Origin of the sequence: Citrobacter sp. LUTT5, from assembly GCF_009905315.1 — a bacterium.
Lineage (GTDB): Bacteria > Pseudomonadota > Gammaproteobacteria > Enterobacterales > Enterobacteriaceae > Citrobacter > Citrobacter freundii.
The window spans coordinates 74,859-97,650 of sequence record NZ_CP047606.1 but is presented as its reverse complement, the minus strand read 5'-3'; the positions used below and the strand labels follow the sequence as shown (position 1 = coordinate 97,650).

Sequence of the window (22,792 nt, the reverse complement as noted above, 5' to 3'; positions counted from 1 at the left end):
AAAAGAATCCCATAGCGTAATAACGCAATAACACACCGCAAACAACAGTTTGCGGTCGCTGTGTGGATGCCTGCCTGGCAAGAGCTTATTTTCAGGGGTATTTTGTAACATGGTAGAAAAGCAAACTGCGAAAAGGAATCGTCGCGAAGAAATACTTCAGTCTCTGGCACTGATGCTTGAGTCCAGCGATGGTAGCCAACGCATCACCACAGCAAAGCTGGCAGCCTCAGTTGGCGTATCCGAAGCGGCATTGTATCGCCATTTCCCCAGCAAGACCCGTATGTTCGATAGCCTGATTGAGTTTATCGAAGATAGTCTGATTACGCGTATCAATCTGATTTTGAAAGATGAAAAGGACACCAGCGCGCGTCTGCGTCTGATCGTTCTGCTGATTTTAGGGTTTGGTGAGCGTAATCCGGGCCTGACGCGAATTCTGACCGGACACGCGTTGATGTTCGAGCAAGACCGTCTGCAAGGTCGCATTAACCAACTTTTTGAGCGCATTGAAGCGCAGTTGCGCCAGGTTCTGCGAGAAAAAAGAATGCGTGAAGGTGAAGGCTACACCGTGGATGAAACGCTTCTGGCCAGCCAGTTACTGGCTTTCTGCGAAGGTATGCTATCCCGGTTTGTACGTAGCGAATTTAAATACCGCCCAACGGATGATTTTGACACCCGCTGGCCGTTGGTTGCCGCTCAATTGCAGTAGCGATTTCGTCTTGTCCGGCCTACGTAAACCGTAGGCCCGGTAAGTGCGTAGGCCGGATCAGCGCAGCGCTATCCGGCTGTCCTTATACACCGTATGCTTCGCGATAGGCTCGTACTGCCGCCAGGTGCTCCGCCATCTCCGGTTTCTCTTCCAGATACGCAATCAGGTCTTTCAGGGTGATAATAGAGATCACTTTGCAACCGTAATCACGTTCCACTTCCTGAATAGCGGAAATCTCGCCGCGACCGCGTTCCTGACGATCGAGAGAAATCAGTACCCCCGCTAGAGTGGCGCCATTCGCCTGGATAATTTCCATCGACTCACGAATCGCCGTACCTGCGGTGATAACATCATCCACCAGCATCACGCGCCCCTCAAGTGCGCTACCGACCAGATTGCCACCTTCACCGTGGGTCTTCGCCTCTTTACGGTTAAAGCAGTACGGCAAATCTTTATCGTGGTGTTCAGCCAGCGCAACGGCCGTTGTAGTCGCAATCGGAATACCTTTGTACGCTGGGCCAAACAGCAAATCGAACTCAATACCGGAATCCACCAGCGCTTCGGCGTAAAAACGGCCTAACAGAGCCAGGTCGCGCCCGGTATTAAACAGTCCGGCGTTGAAGAAATAGGGGCTTTTACGCCCGGATTTCAGCGTAAACTCGCCAAACTTTAGTACCTGCTTGCTAAGCGCAAACTCAATAAACTGGCGCTGATACGGTTTCATGGATTCGCTCCTCATCTCACTTTATTACAGACAAAAAAAAGGCGACTCATCAGTCGCCTTTAAAATCAATTTTCTAACGCCGCCTTCTGCGTCGCTACAATGGATTCGATTCCCCCTCGGGCCAACGCCAGTAGGGTGAGAAGTTCTTCATGGCTGAATGGCTCACCTTCCGCCGTGCCCTGAACCTCTATAATGCGACCGTCTTCAGTCATCACTACGTTCATATCGGTTTCTGCAGCAGAGTCTTCAACGTACTCGAGATCACAGAGCGCTTCACCGTTAACAATGCCCACGGAAACCGCGGCGACCATCCCTTTCATCGGGTTAGTTTTCAGTTTACCGCTCGCGACCAGCTTGTTAAGCGCATCAGCTAACGCAACACATGCACCGGTAATTGATGCGGTGCGCGTACCGCCATCTGCCTGGATAACATCGCAGTCCAGCGTAATGGTGAACTCACCGAGCGTCTTCAGGTCAACGGCAGCGCGCAACGCGCGAGCGATCAGACGCTGGATTTCCATGGTACGACCGCCCTGCTTACCTTTCGCCGCTTCACGGGCGTTACGGGTGTGTGTGGCGCGTGGCAGCATGCCGTATTCTGCGGTGATCCAACCCTGGCCCTGACCTTTCAGAAAACGCGGTACGCCTTCATCAATAGAAGCGGTACATAGCACTTTGGTATCACCAAATTCGACCAGCACGGAGCCTTCAGCGTGTTTTGTATAATTACGGGTCAGGGTGACGGGACGCACCTGATTGGCACTACGACCTGCTGGACGCATGATAAAATCTCCGGCTTGAAACGAATGTGGCTGCGCATTATACGGACTTCCGACTGTTATTCCTATCCTGACAAGACGTGGATGGCTATAATCCTCCCATCTCATCTTTAAAAACAGGAACGTCTATGATCCGCAGCATGACCGCCTACGCCCGGCGTGAAATCAAGGGTGAATGGGGTAGCGCTACCTGGGAAATGCGCTCGGTAAACCAGCGTTATCTGGAAACTTATTTTCGCCTGCCGGAGCAGTTCCGTAGTCTCGAACCCGTAGTTCGCGAACGTATCCGCACGCGTCTGACGCGCGGTAAAGTCGAATGTACGCTGCGTTTTGAGCCTGATGCCAGTGCACAAGGCGAGCTGATTCTGAATGAAAAACTCGCTAAACAGCTCGTTAGCGCTGCTAACTGGGTCAAAATGCAGAGTGATGAAGGTGAAATTAACCCGGTTGATATCCTGCGTTGGCCAGGCGTAATGGCAGCCCAGGAGCAAGATCTGGACGCCATTGCCGCCGAAATCCTCGCCGCGCTTGACGGTACGCTGGATGACTTTATCGTTGCGCGTGAAACCGAAGGACAGGCACTGAAGGCGTTGATCGAGCAGCGTCTGGAAGGCGTCAGCGCCGAAGTAACGAAGGTACGTGCGCATATGCCGGAAATCCTGCAATGGCAGCGCGAGCGTCTGGTAGCCAAACTGGAAGATGCTCAGGTGCAACTGGAAAATAATCGTCTTGAGCAAGAGCTGGTGCTGATGGCACAGCGTATCGACGTGGCTGAAGAACTGGATCGCCTGGAAGCTCACGTCAAAGAAACCTACAACATTCTGAAGAAAAAAGAGGCGGTTGGCCGTCGTCTGGACTTCATGATGCAGGAATTCAACCGTGAGTCGAATACTCTGGCATCGAAGTCTATCAATGCCGAAGTGACTAACTCCGCAATTGAACTGAAGGTATTGATCGAGCAAATGCGCGAGCAAATTCAGAATATCGAGTAAGTCACCATCTCACGTAGCCCGTCAATAAACGGCGGCGCTACGTGCTTTTCCCGACGCTATCAGTTCTCATCTATGCGATCAGACTTATATTTTCTCATCATTTATTGTCACCACTCATATCACAAAGCGCATGCCATAACGTGTTTACAACAATTTCGCATTAGCTGTAGTTATTAGAATCACTTCGCCTTAGAAAATCTCAATCGTGACAGTGCGCACAAATCGTTAACCTTAGCCCCCAGCAAATCAGGGGGAATACATGCTGTTACACGTTTTATACTTAATTGGTATTACTGCCGAAGCCATGACCGGTGCGCTTGCGGCTGGGCGTCGTCGTATGGATACATTTGGCGTCATTATCATTGCCACCGCGACAGCCATTGGCGGTGGTTCAGTACGCGATATTCTTCTCGGCCATTATCCGCTCGGCTGGGTAAAGCACCCTGAATACGTCATTATCGTAGCCACTGCCGCGGTACTGACCACTATTATTGCTCCCGTGATGCCCTATCTGCGCAAAATATTCCTCGTACTGGATGCGCTGGGCCTGGTGGTCTTTTCTATTATCGGGGCTCAGGTGGCACTGGATATGGGCCATGGACCGATTATCGCCGTGGTCGCTGCGGTCACTACCGGGGTTTTCGGCGGCGTATTACGCGATATGTTCTGCAAACGCATCCCGCTGGTGTTCCAGAAAGAACTGTATGCCGGTGTATCATTTGCCGCTGCCGTGCTGTACATCGTGCTGCAGCATTATGTCTCCAGTCATGATGTGGTGGTTATCTCTACCCTGCTCTTCGGCTTTACCGCCCGACTACTGGCGCTGCGCCTGAAGTTAGGTCTGCCAGTATTTTACTATCGCCATGAAGGCCATTAAGGCATAAAGCCCGCGATCCGCTGAGCAGCTAACCAGTTGCTCAGCGCTGTGACCTCTCGATCCTCCAGCCACTGAATAACCTGCCGTGCCCGCTGCTCCCCCATGAAAGGAAGCTGCCGCCAGCTTTGTTCATCGCGTTCTTGCAATTGCTGCCACGAACCATCCCGGCAGGCATTCAGCGTTGCCTGTGTTAACGGTATTCCCATGGCAATCACCCAGCGCGTGAACGGAAGATCGCGTGACAGGTTGAATTGATGCCATAACTTCTCCCCTTTGCTTACACCAAATGTGGACTGTAGTTGTTCCTGAGTTAGCCCGAGCCAGGAAAAGATATGCTCAAAACGATACACCTGGTGGAGCTCCCGCCATCCCGCCTCGCCGATGCCCTCCAGCCCCAGCACCTCTTTGGCCCCCAGCCAGACCAGTCTGGCAACAAACTGTTCCTGGCACTCCGCTGTGGCATAAAAACAGGTTAATGAATTGAAGCGCCCCTCAGGTGGCACTGGCTTACTACGCTGGGTACTGCGCCAGACCACCTCATCTATACGGGGGATCCCTTGTCCGGCCAGGCTCACCAGAATCTGATCGCCAGGCGCGATATCCCATTCATTCCAGCGTCGAACGGAGCCAATATTGACGCGCTGTACGCGTTTATCATCCAGCATGACGGGAGTCAGCAATGCTACCACCGCAATTTTCCCGCTTTTACCAACGGAGAACTGAATACCGGTTACCTCAGATACCCTGGCCACGGGAGGATATTTCCACGCAGCCAGCCAGTCTCCCTGTCCGGGTAGCCAGTATCGCGCCTGCGGCTCTTTTCCTGTTCGCACGACCACGCCATCAGTGACAAAAGGTAATCCTGAAGTCCACCACTTTGCTCGCACTTGCTCTACGTCATCCGCACTCTTCACGGCCTTGGTAAAATGTTGCGTGAAACTGAACCCGGCAGCAGTGAGCTGCTCCAGTCTTTCAGACATGACCGCAGGACCATCGGGCCAGGCCCAGATAAAAATAGCCAGCGAGCCTAATAATTCCTGATTGCTCTGGCGCATCATCAATCCAGCAACCTTCGAGCGGGCGTTCATTCCCCCTCTCTGCTTCTGAATATGCCCCTCTTGCTGCAAAAAAATCTCACCCTGCAACGTACTGTTAGCGAGATTCCCCTTGGTGGAATGTGGTACGGAAGGGATCTGAAGAACCTTTTGCGTCCAGTCTTCGCCTTTCAGGCCATTACCACGGCTAATCGCCCGTACCAGATTGCCATTGCGATAGACTAACGTCACTGCCACGCCATCCACCTTCGGTTGCACCCAGAGATCGCTGCGCGCGTGCATCCATTGCTGTAGCGCTTGCTTATCGGCAAGTTTTCGAACACCCGTGTGGGGAATGGGGTGCGATACTGTGCCACCCATTGGTGGCGCAGACAGATCTGGTGGAACTTCATCACCAAAACAGCGCTGCCATTGAATTAGTTGCGCATTGAGCTGGTCATAAACGCCGTCATCTACGGCACTTTCACCCTGTTTCCAGTAACTGTCATTCCACTGTGTTATCTGCTGCTGTAGTCGTGAAATTTCCTCGTTTGCCCTGGCAGGTGACCAGACGGGGCATACCGCCCATGCGGGTAGATACCCCATTAGCAAAACCAGCCCTATGCCTTTCCATAATCCCATGTTACCTCCGCTGAGCACTGCATTTCCTGGCAGGTATAGCGCGAAATAATAGGGAAACAGAGCGGCAAAAAAGCATCCTGCGAGCACCGTTCCTGACATTTGCGCGTATTGCTGCAAATCATCGATAAAACAGGAAACTGATACGCAAAACGCAATAAACATGCGCAAAAAGTGTGACAAGGGCTACGTCACATAGCGGCTACGTGTATAATAAGCCCGTATGTAGGCTCTCTTTCGACAATCACATACATTAAGATACTCATGGCTCAAGGCACGCTTTATATTGTTTCTGCCCCCAGTGGCGCGGGTAAATCCAGCCTGATTCAGGCTTTATTAAAGACCCAACCGTTGTATGACACCCAGGTTTCTGTTTCGCACACCACGCGCGCACCGCGCCCGGGGGAAGTGCACGGTGAACACTATTTTTTTGTGAACCATGATGAATTCAGAACCATGATTGGCAGAGACGCGTTCCTGGAACACGCGGAGGTTTTCGGTAATTACTACGGCACCTCACGTGAAACCATTGAGCAAGTATTAGCATCCGGCGTAGACGTCTTTTTAGATATCGACTGGCAAGGTGCGCAGCAAATTCGCGAAAAAATGCCGCATGCGCGCAGTATTTTTATTTTGCCGCCATCTAAGATTGAGCTGGACCGCCGTCTGCGTGGCCGCGGTCAGGATAGCGAAGACGTGATCGCAAAACGTATGGCGCAAGCTGTTGCAGAAATGAGCCATTACGCCGAATATGATTATCTTATTGTGAACGATGATTTCGATACCGCCCTGGGCGATTTGAAAACCATCATTCGCGCCGAACGTCTGCGCATGAGCCGCCAAAAGCAGCGTCATGACGCTTTAATCAGCAAACTGTTGGCAGACTGAACCCACATTCAGTATCATGCCCAGTCATTTCTTCACCTGTGGAGCATTTTAAGTATGGCACGCGTAACTGTTCAGGACGCTGTAGAGAAAATTGGTAACCGTTTTGACCTGGTACTGGTCGCCGCGCGTCGCGCTCGTCAGATGCAGGTAGGCGGAAAGGATCCGCTCGTACCGGAAGAAAACGATAAAACTACCGTTATCGCGCTGCGCGAAATCGAAGAAGGTCTGATCAACAACCAGATCCTCGACGTGCGTGAGCGCCAGGAACAGCAAGAGCAGGAAGCCGCTGAATTACAAGCCGTTACCGCTATTGCTGAAGGTCGTCGTTAATCACAAAGCGGGTCGCCCTTGTATCTGTTTGAAAGCCTGAATCAACTGATTCAAAACTACCTGCCGGAAGACCAGATTAAGCGTCTTCGGCAGGCGTATCTCGTTGCACGTGACGCTCACGAGGGCCAGACACGTTCAAGCGGTGAACCCTATATCACGCACCCGGTAGCGGTAGCCTGCATTCTGGCCGAGATGAAACTCGACTACGAAACGCTGATGGCTGCGCTGCTGCATGACGTGATTGAAGATACCCCAGCCACCTATCAGGACATGGAACAGCTTTTTGGTAAAAGCGTTGCAGAGCTGGTAGAAGGGGTATCGAAGCTTGATAAGCTTAAGTTTCGCGATAAGAAAGAGGCGCAAGCCGAAAACTTTCGCAAGATGATTATGGCGATGGTGCAGGATATCCGCGTCATTCTCATCAAACTTGCCGACCGTACCCACAATATGCGCACGCTGGGCTCATTACGCCCGGACAAGCGTCGCCGCATCGCCCGTGAAACCCTCGAAATCTATAGTCCGCTGGCACACCGTTTAGGTATTCATCACATTAAAACCGAGCTGGAAGAGCTGGGTTTTGAAGCGCTGTACCCGAACCGCTATCGCGTGATTAAAGAAGTGGTTAAAGCCGCTCGCGGCAACCGCAAAGAGATGATCCAAAAAATCCTCTCGGAAATCGAAGGGCGTTTGCAGGAGGCAGGTATTCCGTGTCGCGTAAGCGGGCGTGAGAAGCACCTGTACTCTATTTACTGCAAAATGGTGCTCAAAGAGCAGCGTTTTCACTCCATCATGGATATCTACGCATTTCGCGTCATCGTTCATGATTCCGATACCTGCTATCGCGTACTCGGCCAGATGCACAGCCTGTACAAACCACGTCCTGGCCGCGTGAAAGACTATATTGCCATCCCAAAAGCGAACGGATATCAGTCTTTGCACACCTCAATGATCGGCCCTCATGGCGTCCCGGTTGAAGTACAGATTCGTACTGAAGACATGGACCAGATGGCAGAGATGGGTGTCGCAGCGCACTGGGCTTACAAAGAGCACGGCGGCGAAAGCAGCACCACTGCGCAAATCCGCGCTCAACGCTGGATGCAAAGCCTGCTGGAACTGCAGCAGAGCGCCGGTAGCTCGTTTGAATTTATTGAAAGCGTTAAATCTGATCTCTTCCCGGATGAGATTTATGTTTTCACACCGGAAGGGCGCATTGTCGAACTGCCCGCCGGTGCAACGCCTGTCGACTTCGCCTACGCCGTGCATACCGATATCGGTCACGCTTGCGTCGGCGCGCGCGTCGACAGACAGCCTTACCCGCTTTCACAACCGCTCTTTAGCGGTCAGACAGTTGAGATTATTACCGCCCCGGGTGCGCGCCCGAATGCCGCGTGGCTCAACTTCGTCGTCAGTTCGAAAGCGCGCGCCAAGATTCGCCAACTGCTGAAAAACCTCAAGCGCGATGATTCCGTCAGTCTGGGCCGTCGACTGCTCAACCATGCCCTGGGCGGTAGCCGTAAACTGGCTGAGATCCCGCCAGAGAGCATCCAGCGTGAGCTTGAGCGCATGAAGCTCGCCACTCTTGACGATCTGCTCGCAGAAATCGGTCTGGGTAATGCCATGAGCGTGGTGGTAGCGAAAAACCTCCAGCAGGGCGAAGCAACAGCGAACGTACCGGCACAATCTGGTCATGGTCATCTGCCGATCAAAGGTGCAGACGGCGTGCTGATCACCTTCGCGAAATGCTGCCGTCCAATTCCAGGCGATCCCATCATTGCCCACGTCAGTCCGGGTAAAGGTCTGGTGATTCACCATGAGTCCTGCCGTAATATTCGTGGCTACCAGAAAGAGCCAGAGAAGTTTATGGCGGTGGAATGGGATAAAGAAACAGAGCAGGAATTCATCACCGAGATTAAGGTGGATATGTTTAACCACCAGGGTGCTTTGGCGAACCTGACGGCGGCAATCAACACGACCACCTCCAATATTCAAAGCCTGAATACGGAAGAGAAAGATGGTCGCGTCTATAGCGCCTTTATTCGCTTGACCGCTCGCGATCGCGTGCACCTGGCAAATATCATGCGCAAAATCCGCGTCATGCCGGACGTGATAAAAGTCACCCGTAACCGTAACTAGAACACGTTTTATGAATGAACAGCGCTATGCACGTATCCGCGAAATGCTCGCACGTCGTCAGCCCGATCTGACCGTCTGCATGGAAGAGGTCCACAAACCTCATAACGTTTCCGCTATCATTCGTACTGCAGATGCGGTCGGCGTGCATGAAGTCCACGCCGTCTGGCCGGGTAGCCGTATGCGCACCATGGCCTCTTCTGCCGCAGGCAGCAACAGTTGGGTGCAGGTGAAAACTCACCTTACTATTGGCGATGCGGTCACACATTTAAAAAACCGCGGCATGCAGGTTCTGGCAACTCATCTGTCAGATAAAGCCGTGGATTTTCGCGAGATTGATTACACACGCCCCACCTGCATCCTGATGGGCCAGGAGAAAACCGGCATCACTCAGGAAGCGTTGGATCTGGCTGATCAGGACATCATCATTCCCATGACTGGCATGGTGCAGTCGCTGAACGTTTCGGTCGCCTCCGCGCTGATTCTGTACGAAGCACAACGCCAGCGGCAAAACGCTGGGATGTACCGACGAGAAAACAGCATGCTGCCACAAGACGAGCAGCAGCGCTTACTGTTTGAAGGCGGTTATCCGGTGCTGGCGAATGTCGCTAAGCGCAAAGGCCTTCCCTACCCTCACGTAAACACGCAGGGCGAAATTGAAGCCGATGCAACGTGGTGGGCCACTATGCAGTCTGCGAGATAAACGCGATGAAAGGCCGTTTACTGGATGCCATCCCACTCAACTCTCTGACCGGCGTTGGCGCAGCGCAAAGCAGTAAACTGGCGAAAATTGGCCTGCACACCGTACAGGACCTCCTGCTACACCTCCCCCTGCGTTACGAAGACCGTACCCATCTGTACCCAATTGGCGAACTGCTGCCGGGCGTCTATGCCACCGTTGAAGGCGAAGTGCTGAACTGCAATATCACCTTCGGTGGCCGCCGGATGATGACCTGTCAGATCAGCGATGGCTCCGGCATTCTCACCATGCGCTTTTTCAACTTCAGCGCAGCAATGAAAAACAGCCTCGCCACCGGTCGCCGGGTGCTGGCCTACGGTGAAGCCAAACGCGGGAAATACGGTGCAGAGATGATCCACCCGGAATACCGTGTGCAGGGCGATCTCAGCACGCCGGAATTACAGGAAACGCTGACCCCTGTTTATCCGACTACCGAGGGCGTGAAGCAGGCCACGCTGCGCAAGCTGACCGATCAGGCACTGGATCTGCTCGATACTTGCGCCATTGCCGAACTGCTACCGCCAGAACTGTTACAGGGCATGATGAGCCTGCCCGAAGCACTGCGCACGTTGCACCGCCCCCCACCGTCGCTGCAACTCAGCGATCTGGAAACAGGACAACATCCGGCGCAACGACGCCTGATTCTCGAAGAACTGCTGGCGCATAATCTCAGCATGCTGGCACTACGCGCCGGGGCACAGCGTTTTCATGCCCAGCCGCTGAGCGCAAACAATGCGCTGAAAGATAAGCTGTTGGCGGCGCTACCATTTAAACCGACTGGCGCACAGGCTCGCGTTACCGCTGAGATCGAACGTGATATGGCACTGGATGTCCCAATGATGCGCCTGGTACAGGGTGATGTCGGCTCCGGTAAAACGCTGGTTGCGGCGTTAGCCGCGCTGCGCGCTATCGCACATGGTAAGCAGGTTGCGCTGATGGCCCCCACCGAATTATTGGCTGAACAACATGCGAATAACTTCCGCAGCTGGTTCGCGCCGCTGGGCGTTGAAGTGGGCTGGCTGGCGGGCAAGCAGAAAGGCAAAGCGCGTCTGGCGCAACAGGAAGCCATCGCCAGCGGTCAGGTGCAGATGATTGTCGGTACTCATGCAATTTTCCAGGAACAGGTTCAGTTCAACGGTCTGGCACTGGTTATCATCGACGAACAGCACCGCTTCGGGGTGCATCAGCGTCTGGCGCTGTGGGAAAAAGGTCAGCAGCAGGGTTTCCACCCGCACCAGCTAATCATGACTGCCACGCCAATCCCGCGCACGCTGGCGATGACCGCCTATGCCGATCTCGACACCTCAGTAATTGATGAACTCCCACCGGGACGTACCCCGGTCACCACGGTCGCCATTCCGGATACCCGCCGCAGCGATATTATTGATCGCGTGCGCAACGCCTGTACCCACGAAGCGCGCCAGGCATACTGGGTCTGTACGCTGATTGAAGAGTCTGATCTGTTAGAAGCTCAGGCAGCAGAAGCAACGTGGGAAGAGCTTAAGATTGCGCTGCCAGAACTCAATATTGGCCTGGTACACGGCCGTATGAAGCCCGCCGAGAAGCAGTCAGTAATGGCGGCCTTTAAGCAGGGTGAACTGCATCTGTTGGTTGCCACCACAGTGATTGAAGTGGGCGTGGACGTGCCAAACGCCAGCCTGATGATTATTGAAAACCCGGAGCGCCTGGGCCTGGCCCAGCTGCATCAGCTACGTGGCCGCGTAGGTCGTGGTGCGGTGGCCTCCCACTGCGTCCTGCTGTACAAATCACCGCTGTCTAAAACCGCGCAGAAACGCTTGCAGGTTCTGCGAGACAGCAACGACGGGTTCGTGATTGCGCAAAAAGATTTAGAGATTCGCGGCCCCGGCGAGCTGTTAGGTACTCGCCAGACCGGAACGGCAGAATTCAAGGTCGCAGATTTACTGCGTGATCAGGCGATTATCCCGGAAGTTCAGCGCATTGCTCGCCATATTCACGAACGCTATCCGCAACAGGCCGTGGCGCTAATAGAGCGCTGGATGCCGGAAACCGAACGCTACTCCAACGCATAGTCGATTCATAGCGGCGGCGGATGTTACCCCGCCGCACAGCCGTTATTGCGCAAAAATCGGTAACAGCAGATACAGCTTAATCACCAGCGCGTTGACGATATCGATAAAGAATGCCCCCACCATCGGCACCACCAGAAACGCCATATGGGATGGCCCAAAGCGTTCGGTAATCGCCTGCATGTTGGCAATCGCCGTCGGCGTCGCGCCGAGGCCAAAACCGCAGTGACCAGCAGCCAGCACAGCGGCATCGTAGTTCTTACCCATCATGCGCCAGGTAACGAATATCGCATACAGCGCCATGAAAATGGTCTGCACAACCAGAATTGCCAGCATCGGCAAGGCCAGAGAAGCCAGTTCCCATAGCTTCAGGCTCATCAGCGCCATCGCCAGGAACAGCGACAGGCTAACGTTACCCAGCACAGAAACCGCACGTTCGAACACCCGGTAGAAGCCCAGTAGCGCCAGACCATTGCTGAGGATCACCCCAACAAACAGCACGCAAACGAAGGTCGGCAGTTCCAGTACCGTTCCAACCAGCATTTGCGCAACGATTTTCCCCACCGTCAGACAGATAGCGATCAGCGCGATGGTTTCAATCAGCACCAGTGAGGTGATCATGCGTCCGACGTCCGGCTTTTCAAATGCGGTCGGCACAGCCTGATCGTCCGGCATACCGTCTGGCGTGGTGGAGTGTTTGACCAGATAGCGTGCCACCGGGCCGCCAATCAGCCCACCCAATACCAGACCAAACGTTGCGCAAGCCATCGCCACTTCAGTCGCATTGGTGAAGCCGTAACGTTCAATAAACAGCTTGCTCCATGCGGCCCCGGTTCCGTGTCCACCAGAGAGGGTGATCGAGCCAGCAATCAGGCCCATCAGCGGGTCCAGACCCAGCAGGGTCGCCATACCAATACCGATGGCGTTTTGCATCAGCAACAGGCCAACAACCACAATCAGAAAAATACCCACCACGCGGCCGCCAGCACGCAAACTTGCGATATTGGCGTTCAGACCGATAGTGGCGAAGAAGGCCAGCATCAACGGATCGCGCAGGGTCATATCGAAGTTAACTTCCCAACCCATGCTTTTTTTCAGCACCAGCAGCGCAATCGCCACCAGCAGGCCGCCCGCTACGGGTTCGGGAATGGTGTATTTTTTCAGGAAGGAAACAGACTGGACGAGCTTACGTCCCAGCAGCAACACAAGGGTTGCCGCAACCAGCGTTGATAACGTATCGAGATAAAACATTTACAGCTCCATTAGTGCGTTTAGCACAATCACGCACGATGCATTCCAGACCGATTTTTAGCTCTTATTGAGTTTTCGGGGTGGATTTTAAGCAGAAAATGATGAAAAGTTATATAAAAATGTTTGTTTATCCGTTTTAAATATTAAGAACACCTGCTAGCAAACGTTTGCTTTTCTGCCCTGGTCAGATAAAATCACCGCTTTTCCACCATGGGATTGCCTCTGATGTCCGTTAACGCCGTAGAGTCAACAAATGCGCAACCGGTTGTGCAGACTCACAACAGTGAACTGATTTACCGTCTTGAAGATCGCCCCCCGTTAGCCCAGACCTTGTTTGCCGCCTGTCAGCATCTGCTGGCCATGTTCGTCGCGGTAATTACTCCCGCTCTGTTAATTTGCCAGGCGCTTGGTTTACCGGCTCAGGATACTCAACACATTATCAGTATGTCGCTGTTCGCCTCCGGCGTAGCTTCTATCATTCAGATCAAAGCCTGGGGGCCGGTAGGCTCAGGGCTGCTATCCATTCAGGGCACCAGCTTTAACTTTGTTGCGCCACTGATTATGGGCGGTACGGCGCTAAAAACCGGTGGCGCAGATGTCCCAACCATGATGGCGGCGCTGTTCGGTACGTTGATGCTGGCAAGCTGCACCGAGATGGTTATCTCACGCGTACTGCATTTGGCGCGGCGGATCATTACCCCATTGGTCTCAGGCGTGGTGGTGATGATTATCGGCCTGTCGCTGATTCAGGTGGGTCTGACATCGATTGGTGGTGGCTATGCCGCAATGAGCGACAACACCTTTGGTGCACCGAAGAATTTACTGTTGGCAGGCGTGGTACTGGCGCTAATCATCCTGCTTAACCGTCAACGCAACCCTTACCTGCGTGTTGCGTCATTGGTGATTGCGATGGCGGCAGGCTATCTGCTGGCCTGGTTTATGGACATGCTGCCGCAAAATACCGCACCGGTAAGTCAGGACCTGCTAATGGTGCCAACGCCGCTGTATTATGGCCTGGGTATCGACTGGAGTTTACTGCTGCCGCTGATGCTGGTCTTTATGATCACCTCGCTGGAAACCATCGGCGATATTACGGCCACCTCTGATGTCTCCGAGCAGCCGGTTTCTGGTCCGCTGTATATGAAACGCCTGAAAGGCGGCGTGCTGGCGAACGGTCTGAACTCGTTTGTTTCCGCTGTGTTCAACACCTTCCCGAACTCCTGTTTTGGACAGAACAACGGGGTTATTCAGTTAACGGGCGTTGCCAGCCGCTACGTCGGTTTTGTGGTGGCGTTGATGTTGATCGCGCTGGGCCTGTTCCCGGCGGTTAGCGGTTTTGTACAGCATATTCCTGAGCCAGTACTGGGCGGGGCAACGCTGGTAATGTTCGGTACTATCGCCGCATCCGGCGTGCGTATTGTGTCCCGCGAGCCACTGAACCGCCGCGCGATTCTGATTATCGCGCTGTCGCTGGCCGTCGGCCTGGGCGTCTCCCAGCAGCCGTTGATCCTGCAGTTCGCCCCGGACTGGGTGAAAAACCTGCTCTCTTCCGGCATTGCCGCAGGCGGTATTACCGCTATCGTTCTGAACCTGGTGTTCCCACCAGAAAAGCAATAAGCAAACTACGGCGTTGATTCTGAATCAACGCCGCTGTAACGCTCTTTCACCATTCCCGCCTTGAGCATTGCGTCTAAATCGTGCATAACTTGACTATGTGCACTTCGCGGGATGGAAGACCATGAAATTTATTGGAAAGCTGCTTCTTTACGTGCTGATCGCCCTTGCAGTGGCGATCCTCGGCCTTTATTTTCTACTGCAAACCCGCTGGGGCGCAGAGCACGTCAGTGCCTGGGTTTCACAGAACAGCAGCTACCATCTGTCCTTTGATGCCATCGATCACCGGTTTTCTTCCCCTTCCCATATTCTGCTGGAAAACGTCACCTTTGGCCGGGATGGTCAGCCCGCCACGCTGGTCGCCAAAACGGTCGATATTGGACTCAGTAGCCGCCAAATCACCGACCCGCTGCATGTAGACACCATTTTGTTGCAAAACGGCACGTTGAATCTTTCCCTGCAAACCGCGCCGTTACCGTTTCAGGCCGATCGTCTGCAATTGCAGGATATGGCGCTTAACAGCCCCGGTAGCGAGTGGAACCTCAGCGCCCAGCGCGTTAACGGCGGCGTCATTCCCTGGAGCCCTGAGGCAGGTAAAATTCTCGGCAGCAAAGCACAAATTCAGCTCAGCGCCAGTTCGTTGACGCTCAACGATGTCCCGACCACCAACGTCTTGATTGAAGGCAGCATTGACCATGACCGGGTGACGCTTAGCAATATTGGCGCAGACGTGGCGCGTGGAGCATTAACCGGCGTAGCGCAACGCAATGCCGACGGGAGCTGGGTAGTGGAGAATCTGCGCCTGAATGATATCCGGCTGCAAAGCGACAAATCGCTGGCCGACTTTTTTGCCCCGTTAAGCACCATTCCTTCCCTGCAAATTGGTCGTCTGGAGGTAACGGATGCCCGTCTGCAAGGCCCTGACTGGGCGGTGACGGATCTCGATCTGAGCTTGCGCAACATGACCTTCAGCAAGGACGACTGGCAAACTCAGGAAGGAAAATTGTCGATGAACGCCAGCGAGTTTATCTACGGCTCTCTGCACTTCTTCGATCCGATTCTGAACGCCGAGTTCTCACCACAGGGCATTGCGCTGCGCCAGTTCACCACCCGCTGGGAAGGCGGTATGGTCAGAACATCCGGAAACTGGCTACGCAGCAACAAAGCGCTGGTCCTCGATGATGCCGCTATTGCCGGTCTGGAATACACGCTGCCGGAAAACTGGAAGCAGCAGTGGATGAAACCTCTGCCAACATGGCTAAACAGCCTGACGCTGAAGAAATTCAGCGCCAGCCGCAATCTGGTAATTGATATCGACCCGAGTTTCCCGTGGCAGCTCACCGCGCTTGACGGTTACGGCGCTAACCTCGGGCTGGTACAGAACAATCAGTGGGGGATCTGGAGCGGGAGCGCCACCCTCAACGCCGCTGCCGCTACCTTTAACCGCACCGACGTGCGTCGCCCTTCGCTGGCGCTGACGGCAAACAGCAGCACCATCAATATCAGCGAACTGAGCGCCTATACGGAAAAAGGGCTGCTGGAGGCCACCGCCAGCATTTCTCAGTTGCCTCAGCGCCAGGCTCAGATCAGCCTGAACGGACGCGGCGTGCCAATGACGATCCTGCAGCAGTGGGGCTGGCCCGCACTGCCGCTTTCCGGCGATGGTAATATTCAGCTTACCGCCAGCGGCAATATTCAGGCCGATGCGCCGCTCAAGCCAACGGTCAGCGGCCAACTGCATGCGGTGAACGTGGAGAAACAGCAGGTCACGCAGACTATGCAGGCGGGAGTGGTTTCAGGGAGTGAAGTCACAGCACCACCACCACCTGCGCAATAATTTATTGCCCGGTGGCGCTTCGCTTACCGGGCCTACTCACGCTCATAAACGAATATATTCACTGCACAACAGCCACTTCACCGGCTCATCCTCTTCAATCGCCGGGAAGCGACCGCCAGGTTCCAGAAAGTGGTTGTCATGCTGGTCGTCATTGACCATCGAGATTTCCCAGCCCAGCACGAACGCCTTCTCCGCCCAAAAGCGATGATACAAGCGCGGCGGCAGGCACACCCCCTGTCCCGGTTTCAATACCAGCGTCTCGCCAGCGTCAACGGTACGCCGCTGACCATCGACGCTAACTTCAACAATACGCCGTGCGTCATACCCATCATCAGGCGTGGCCCATGCCAGCTGCATACATAAGTCACCGCCGCCGCGATTCACGATATCTTCCATTTTATGGCGATGAAAATGCCATGGCGTTTGCTGATCCTGCTGAATTTGCAGCATCTTTTCAGCATACGGTTTGGGGTAATTAGCTGACCCTGGCTGACCATTGCGCAACGTCAGTAACGTCAGTCCCGTTTGCGCAAAATCTCCACGCCCAAAGTCGGTAATATCCCAGCCCAGCTGGAGATCGCGCACTTCACGCCACAGAGATTGATCCTGTTGCCGCCAGGCATCGATCGTAAAATACGCAAAATCAGGCAGACAGACCCGAAAAGTCTCGGCGATGGCATGCGCTTTATCGACGGCATAATTAATATGTGAACGCTTCATTCCACTTTTCCTTGTTGCGAAAGAGGCGGGTCGCCCCGCCTGCATGCCGTTAGTAAAGTGATGCTTTGCCGGTTGAACCGAACAATTTCATTTTGTGGCGGATCACGTCCCGCGCGGCGCTAATGGCTTCTGGGTAGATTACGTTCGGGTCCCACCAGGTTTCTTTCGCCAGGATTTCGCGGACTTTCTGGAAATAGGCATATTTCATATCGCTGGAAATGTTGATTTTGCCAACACCCAGCGTGACGGATTCGGCAATTTCCGCATCCGGGTTCGCGGAACCACCGTGCAGCACCAGCGGAATATCCACACGCCCGGCGATGTCGCGCAGGATGTTCATTTGCAGCTCTGGCTGCATCCCTTTCGGGTAGATCCCGTGCGCGGTTCCAATCGCCACCGCCAGCGTGTCTGCACCGGTTCGGGCGATAAAATCCTCTGCCTGAGCAGGATCGGTATAAGTAACCTTCGACACTCCACCTTCCACTGACGTCCCGGTCTGACCAATCGTACCCAACTCCCCTTCAACAGAAACACCTACCGCATGCGCCAGCTTGACCACTTCGCGGGTCAGCGCCACGTTCTCTTCATACGGCAGCAGCGAGCCATCAATCATCACCGAGGTAAACCCACACTGAATCGCCCGCAGCACATGCTCAACTGAAGCGCCATGGTCCAGATGCAGAGTAAAGGGAACCGGGCTGCGCAGAGTGATATCGCGGACATAGCTAAAAAACGCATCGCCGACAAAATCATGTTCACTGGGGTGAATAGAGATAATCGCCGGGGTATTGGTCGCTTCCGCTTCCTCCACTACTGCACGTACAAAGCAGCTGTCCGCCACGTTGAATGCGCCGATAGCAAAACCGTGCTGACGAGTAGGTTGCAGTAATTCTTTCATCGAAACTAACATGTTAATTCTCCAGTTTCAGGGTGTAGAAAGCCCTGCCAGTGCGTCATCGCAGAGGCATAGAAGGCGTTACAGAAAATGAATCAGGCTTTGCCGATAGCGCCGCTGGCCTGCAGGTACGGAATAATGGCTTCCTCGCAGGCCTGCTCCATCAGGGCCAGGGCATCAACGAGCTCACCGGATGTGTCACGACACAGGGTATGCAGTAGCGCAGCCTTTCCGGCTTCGAAAACCGCCGCACCAACGTTTATCTTGGCGACGCCAAACGTCGGGCAACGCTGTAGCTGATCAAACGGCGTCCCGCTGCCGCCATGCAGCGCCAGAGGTACAGTTGATAACCGGGCTATTTCCTCCAGCCGCAGGAAATCAATAGCAGGTGTGATACCCGGCGCGTACATGCCGTGTGCCGTACCCACCGACACCGCCAGCAAATCGATCCCGGTCTGTTGGATAAAGGGTTCCACGTCGGCGGCCTGAGTCATCAAATCAGCGTTAGCGGCATGGTCATAGCGCGGAGCATCGGCCAGATGGCCCAGCTCGCCTTCCACGCACAGGGAAACGCTGGCTGCGAGCTCGACCACTGCCCGGGTCTGGCGAATGTTCTCCTCCAGCGCAAAGGCGGAGGCATCGATCATTAACCCGCTGAATCCGGCGCGAAAAGCCTGACGAATGCGTACAGGATCCTTTCCATGATCCAGCGCCAGCGCGACCGGTACCGAGGCTTCCTCTGCCAGCGTTTTGACGACCGCAGCGGCTATCGGGGCCGGAAAATGCTCCAGATGCCCCTGATACAGATTCAGAATGATGGGCGCACGGTGTTTCTCTGCCACCCGAACCGCCGCGCGGGCGCTTTCCAGGTTCATGCAGTTGATGGCCAGCAGCGCGTACTGCTCGCGCCAGGCTTTCGCCACCATGCTTTTCATATCGGCAAACATACGGCCTCCGGTTATTCCAGGGTGAAGGTGATCTCTTCGTCTTTCAGTTTTTGATCGCTGAGTTCATCAAACTCTTCGTCACGCTCGGTCACCGGTTTCTTCCACAGCGACAACATGACACCGCAAATCACCGTGCCGATCCCCAGCGCCAGGCAAAACAGCAGTGGATGCGTAAAGAGCGGAACCACAAACATGCCGCCGTGCGGTACCGGGCTTTCGACACCCCACACCATAATCAGGCCGCCCGCAATCGCCGAGGCCACCACGCAAGAGCCCACCACGCGCAACAGGTCGCGCGCTGCGATCGGAATGACCCCTTCGGTAATCATGCAGATCCCCATCGGGAATGCCGCCTTCAGCGCCTCACGTTCCGCACGGGTGTACTTGTGACGCGTCAGCAGGAAAGAGAGCGTAATGCCGAACGGAGGGATCATCGAACCAACAAACTTCACCGCTTCCGGACCGTACACACCGCTGACCAGCATGCCGTCAGCAAACAGCGACATGGTTTTATTCACCGGTCCGCCGAAGTCGAATGTCGCCATCGCACCGAGGATAGCGCCCATCAGAAAGCGGGATCCGCCCTGCATGGACTCCAGCAGATGAATCAACGCGTCCTGCAGCCAGGCTATCGGCTTGCCAATCAGCGTCATCATCAACAGGCCGCCAATGACGGTACTCAGTACCGGCAACACCATGATGGGCATCAGCCCCTGCATCGACTGTGGCAAACGGATATAGCGCTTAAGTAGCAGTACGGTATAACCGACCAGGAACCCGCCCAGCATCCCGCCGATAAAACCGGTATGAATTTCGCCGCAAACAAAGCCGACAATCAGGCCCGGCGCAAATCCGGGACGATCGGCAATGGAGTACGCAATCGCCGCACTAATCAGCGGTACGATTAACCCCATCCCCCAGCCGCCAATCTGGTTGAGCATCCAGGGTATGGTTCCTGTTTTTTCACCCACGTTAGTGCCGCCAAGTATTTGCCCGAGAGCAATACAGATCCCGGCGGCGACAATTAACGGGATCATCCACGAAATCCCCGTTAATAAATGTCTTTTTATTTCCTGAGATAGCGGAATTTTATTTTCACTCATGTGAAATCCCTCCAGAATGAGGATCGCTACTGGTTATTATTAACTAATGATTTTTCGACCTTTTCAAGAAACTGAATGGGCGATTTTATGACGATTTCGGTTTTCACTCGCACAATGCGTTTATTTGAAAATCGTTCCTCCCCTTTTATTTTGACATCGACAGCAAGAATTACGACATCAGCTGCAGAAATATCCTCTGTCAGCAGTTCGTTCTCCGTGCCGATAGTTCCCTGGGTTTCAACTCTTATATTATGACCAAGCGCTTTAGCACCTTTAATTAGCTTCTCACGGGCAATATAGGTGTGCGCAATACCCGCCGTACAGGCGGCAACACAAACAATATTCATAACATGCTCCACTTTTTATTTAGCAGACATTGGATTCAGCATATTGGCTAAAAAGCTCAATAATTTTCTGTGGACTGCTTTCGACTAACAGTTGTTCAATAATGTCGTCATCCGCCAACGCGCCGGCAACCTGCGAAAGCAGACGAATATGTGTAGTGTTTTGATCTTCAAGACGTACGGCAAACAGAATGATGCAGCGCACGTTGCTGCCATCCAGGGTTTCCCAGGGAATATCCTGGCGGGTACGCCCAATTGCCAGCGTGGTATTGACCACCGCCGAGGATTTCCCGTGCGGGATCGCAATATGATTTTCGAAGCCGGTCGAGCCTTCTGATTCACGCTGCCAGACATCCTGAATAAACGTTTCCCGACAGCTAATTGCCCCATCTTTTTGCAGAATATCCGTCAGTTCCTCAATAGCCTCCGTTTTGTTTGTGGCCTTCATGTCCAAAATAACGCGATTTGTATTGAGTATTTTCGTGATGTCCATCAATCATACCTCATGGAGTTCAGACATTAATTTTCGACGACCAGCGACGTCGCCCGATGTAATTTTTCCGTAATAACCGTTTCTGTTACCCGCTTAATATCTGCATCATTGAAAAAGGCGGTGACATACACGACCGGCATAGCAACGGCAGGTAAATTTATCGTCGATACCACCAGTTCAATATCGTCAGTCAGTACGGAGGGCAGGCTGCCTGCCGATACCACGCCGACGATAGTCCAGTCCGGAAAGGCGCGCAGAATACGGCTTTTGAGTAAGTGAGAGGTGCCAATACCGGTTGAGCAGACCAGCAGCACACGCTTACGCGCTATCTGCCGCTCCATTGCGGCTTGAAAATGCACGGTTAAATATCCCACCTCATCTTCCGACACGGCCCGCTCGCCCCAGCTGCTAAACACCCGATTCACCGCGCACTGGGTCAGACGCCACACGTCCTGCAACTCGCCTTTAATATCCTCCAGCAATGGATTGCGAATGCGGATCTGGTAGTTCAGGCGGTTAATCAGCGGCTTAATGTGGATCAGCAATCCGTCATAAAGCGCCGTGTCCTGGCTAAGATCGCTGTCGACCATCTCGGCAAAGGAGGCAATCAACCGATGGGTAATCAAACGCGCTTCGTCGCTGGAGTGCATATGGCCAATCACGCTCACGTCGTTATGCTCTTCAATTACCACGCCGGAAGAGATAATGTATTGATAAATAAACCATACTTCGTCTTCCGGCAGCGGGTGGGCAATGCGTTTTTCAATATGCTGAATCATCCGGCTGGCAATGGAAAAAATATTCTCGTCACATGAGGTGATATTTTCATCTTTTCTCGGCAGCGCATTGCCCCGCGTGATGCGGTACATCATGATCAAAATATGGGTAAAGATATTGACGTAATAAGGCTCGCCCAGAGACCAGCACAGGTCGTTCTCCATTTCCTGCAATAACGTCTGGACAAATAAAACATCTTCTTCACCAAAGTAATGCACTAAGGCTTTATAACTGCCCGGGTCAAGGCGTGAATAAACCACGTTACCAGGTTCATTATGGTTAATCACGCCGTTAATCAGTGACGCCATCGCCTGGCGTACACCGCTCTCGCTGCCTTCGATATGCGTGCCGCTCTGACTGCGAATCAACGACAGGCCCAGTGGGGTAATCCAGGATTCAATTACTTTCAGATCGTTAACAATCGATGCGCTACTAATGAAATAACGTTCGGATAATTTACTGATCGACGTTTCATGCGGCGTTTCGCTTAATAACTGTGAGGCTATCTTGACTCGCCGTGAATTATTCATCATGCCGTCAGTATCATCACCTTCCGATCCTAATAACTGATCCATATATAAAAGGTCGGTAATATTATCGGAACTTAATATCACCCCAGCACCAGCACGTTTATCGATGGTTATTTTCCATTCTGATAACCAGGGTTCCAGTAAGCGCAGATCGCGCTGCACAGTTTTCTCTGAAACAGATAAATACTCGGCAATTTTCAGCAACGTGACATATTCCTTCTTAGACAGAAGAAACTTTAATAATCTGTTTTGTCGCGAGGTAATCATTTGCATTATTTACCCTTATCACACACCAGATTAAATAGCTAAAGAAGCATTTATGCTCCACGTGTAATCCGTGATGATAAATATAAGAGGACTACGATGCGCCAACAATACTAAATCGTGTCCAGTAA

Annotated in this window: 21 protein-coding genes; 10 read left to right on the top strand and 11 right to left on the bottom strand. The window is 53.5% G+C overall.

The features are described from left to right. The first annotated feature begins 109 nt into the window (after nucleotides 1–109). The gene (gene slmA, locus GUC46_RS00465; RefSeq protein ID WP_003024060.1) at nucleotides 110–706 is read left to right on the top strand and encodes a nucleoid occlusion factor SlmA; all 597 of its coding nucleotides are present in this window, start codon (nucleotides 110–112) and stop codon (nucleotides 704–706) included. Between the two features lie 82 nt (nucleotides 707–788). On the opposite strand, the gene pyrE is transcribed toward slmA, so the two are convergent. Together pyrE and rph are read right to left on the bottom strand one after the other, a co-directional pair. Next, nucleotides 789–1,430, bottom strand: a complete 642-nt coding sequence (gene pyrE, locus GUC46_RS00460) for an orotate phosphoribosyltransferase (RefSeq protein ID WP_003024058.1) — start codon at nucleotides 1,428–1,430, stop codon at nucleotides 789–791. A 65-nt stretch (nucleotides 1,431–1,495) separates the two neighbouring features. Next, on the bottom strand, nucleotides 1,496–2,212 hold the full coding sequence (gene rph / locus GUC46_RS00455; RefSeq protein ID WP_003024054.1) for a ribonuclease PH: 717 nt from the start codon (nucleotides 2,210–2,212) through the stop codon (nucleotides 1,496–1,498). Nucleotides 2,213–2,337: 125 nt separating this feature from the next. Here rph and GUC46_RS00450 point away from each other — a divergent pair, with 125 nt between their 5' ends. Together GUC46_RS00450 and GUC46_RS00445 are read left to right on the top strand one after the other, a co-directional pair. Next, nucleotides 2,338–3,201, top strand: a complete 864-nt coding sequence (locus GUC46_RS00450; protein ID WP_003024052.1) for a YicC/YloC family endoribonuclease — start codon at nucleotides 2,338–2,340, stop codon at nucleotides 3,199–3,201. A gap of 259 nt (nucleotides 3,202–3,460) precedes the next feature. Beyond that, nucleotides 3,461–4,078 (top strand): trimeric intracellular cation channel family protein, encoded by a 618-nt coding sequence (locus GUC46_RS00445; protein ID WP_003024049.1) that lies wholly within the window; start codon nucleotides 3,461–3,463, stop codon nucleotides 4,076–4,078. On the opposite strand, the gene ligB is transcribed toward GUC46_RS00445, so the two are convergent. Continuing rightward, nucleotides 4,075–5,754, bottom strand: coding sequence for an NAD-dependent DNA ligase LigB (gene ligB, locus GUC46_RS00440; RefSeq protein ID WP_130715293.1), 1,680 nt, complete (start codon nucleotides 5,752–5,754; stop codon nucleotides 4,075–4,077). The two genes, GUC46_RS00445 and ligB, sit on opposite strands and share 4 nt — an antisense overlap. A 261-nt stretch (nucleotides 5,755–6,015) precedes the next feature. On the opposite strand from ligB, the gene gmk reads away from it, so the two are divergent. From gmk to recG, 5 genes are read left to right on the top strand one after another with little or no spacing between them, the layout of a single operon-like run. Then, complete coding sequence (gmk, locus tag GUC46_RS00435; protein ID WP_003024042.1) at nucleotides 6,016–6,639, top strand: guanylate kinase; 624 nt, start codon at nucleotides 6,016–6,018, stop codon at nucleotides 6,637–6,639. 54 nt (nucleotides 6,640–6,693) lie between these two features. Next, nucleotides 6,694–6,969 (top strand): DNA-directed RNA polymerase subunit omega, encoded by a 276-nt coding sequence (rpoZ, locus tag GUC46_RS00430; RefSeq protein WP_000135058.1) that lies wholly within the window; start codon nucleotides 6,694–6,696, stop codon nucleotides 6,967–6,969. An 18-nt stretch (nucleotides 6,970–6,987) separates the two neighbouring features. Beyond that, nucleotides 6,988–9,102, top strand: coding sequence for a bifunctional GTP diphosphokinase/guanosine-3',5'-bis pyrophosphate 3'-pyrophosphohydrolase (spoT, locus tag GUC46_RS00425; protein WP_003024038.1), 2,115 nt, complete (start codon nucleotides 6,988–6,990; stop codon nucleotides 9,100–9,102). A 10-nt stretch (nucleotides 9,103–9,112) separates the two neighbouring features. Then, nucleotides 9,113–9,802, top strand: a complete 690-nt coding sequence (gene trmH, locus GUC46_RS00420; RefSeq protein ID WP_003837594.1) for a tRNA (guanosine(18)-2'-O)-methyltransferase TrmH — start codon at nucleotides 9,113–9,115, stop codon at nucleotides 9,800–9,802. A 5-nt stretch (nucleotides 9,803–9,807) separates the two neighbouring features. Next, nucleotides 9,808–11,889, top strand: a complete 2,082-nt coding sequence (gene recG / locus GUC46_RS00415; protein WP_003837591.1) for an ATP-dependent DNA helicase RecG — start codon at nucleotides 9,808–9,810, stop codon at nucleotides 11,887–11,889. A gap of 42 nt (nucleotides 11,890–11,931) precedes the next feature. Here the strand turns inward: recG and gltS are convergent, their stop codons facing one another. Further along, a complete protein-coding gene (gene gltS, locus GUC46_RS00410; protein ID WP_003024029.1) occupies nucleotides 11,932–13,137 on the bottom strand; it encodes a sodium/glutamate symporter in 1,206 nt (401 codons plus the stop codon). A 225-nt stretch (nucleotides 13,138–13,362) separates the two neighbouring features. Between gltS and xanP the strand changes: the two genes are divergently transcribed. After that, nucleotides 13,363–14,754 carry a xanthine/proton symporter XanP gene (gene xanP / locus GUC46_RS00405; RefSeq protein WP_130715295.1) on the top strand — a complete coding sequence of 464 codons (1,392 nt, stop codon included), beginning with the start codon at nucleotides 13,363–13,365 and terminating at the stop codon, nucleotides 14,752–14,754. Between the two features lie 121 nt (nucleotides 14,755–14,875). Beyond that, complete coding sequence (locus GUC46_RS00400; protein ID WP_130715296.1) at nucleotides 14,876–16,588, top strand: AsmA family protein; 1,713 nt, start codon at nucleotides 14,876–14,878, stop codon at nucleotides 16,586–16,588. Nucleotides 16,589–16,630: 42 nt separating this feature from the next. Here GUC46_RS00400 and GUC46_RS00395 read toward each other — a convergent pair whose 3' ends face one another. The 7 genes from GUC46_RS00395 to GUC46_RS00365 form a co-directional block, all read right to left on the bottom strand. Beyond that, entirely contained in the window at nucleotides 16,631–17,308 is a 678-nt protein-coding gene (locus GUC46_RS00395) for a D-lyxose/D-mannose family sugar isomerase (RefSeq protein WP_003837587.1), read from the bottom strand. A 49-nt stretch (nucleotides 17,309–17,357) separates the two neighbouring features. Continuing rightward, a complete protein-coding gene (locus GUC46_RS00390) occupies nucleotides 17,358–18,218 on the bottom strand; it encodes a ketose-bisphosphate aldolase (RefSeq protein WP_003024018.1) in 861 nt (286 codons plus the stop codon). A gap of 80 nt (nucleotides 18,219–18,298) precedes the next feature. Continuing rightward, on the bottom strand, nucleotides 18,299–19,150 hold the full coding sequence (locus GUC46_RS00385; protein WP_130715297.1) for a class II fructose-bisphosphate aldolase: 852 nt from the start codon (nucleotides 19,148–19,150) through the stop codon (nucleotides 18,299–18,301). Nucleotides 19,151–19,161: 11 nt separating this feature from the next. Further along, a complete protein-coding gene (locus GUC46_RS00380) occupies nucleotides 19,162–20,253 on the bottom strand; it encodes a PTS fructose transporter subunit IIC (RefSeq protein WP_003837581.1) in 1,092 nt (363 codons plus the stop codon). 26 nt (nucleotides 20,254–20,279) lie between these two features. Beyond that, nucleotides 20,280–20,600, bottom strand: coding sequence for a PTS fructose transporter subunit IIB (locus GUC46_RS00375; RefSeq protein ID WP_003844521.1), 321 nt, complete (start codon nucleotides 20,598–20,600; stop codon nucleotides 20,280–20,282). Between the two features lie 19 nt (nucleotides 20,601–20,619). Continuing rightward, nucleotides 20,620–21,090 (bottom strand): PTS sugar transporter subunit IIA, encoded by a 471-nt coding sequence (locus GUC46_RS00370; RefSeq protein ID WP_003024008.1) that lies wholly within the window; start codon nucleotides 21,088–21,090, stop codon nucleotides 20,620–20,622. Nucleotides 21,091–21,116: 26 nt separating this feature from the next. Continuing rightward, a complete protein-coding gene (locus tag GUC46_RS00365) occupies nucleotides 21,117–22,670 on the bottom strand; it encodes a transcription antiterminator (protein WP_003844519.1) in 1,554 nt (517 codons plus the stop codon). Between the last annotated feature and the right edge of the window lie 122 nt (nucleotides 22,671–22,792).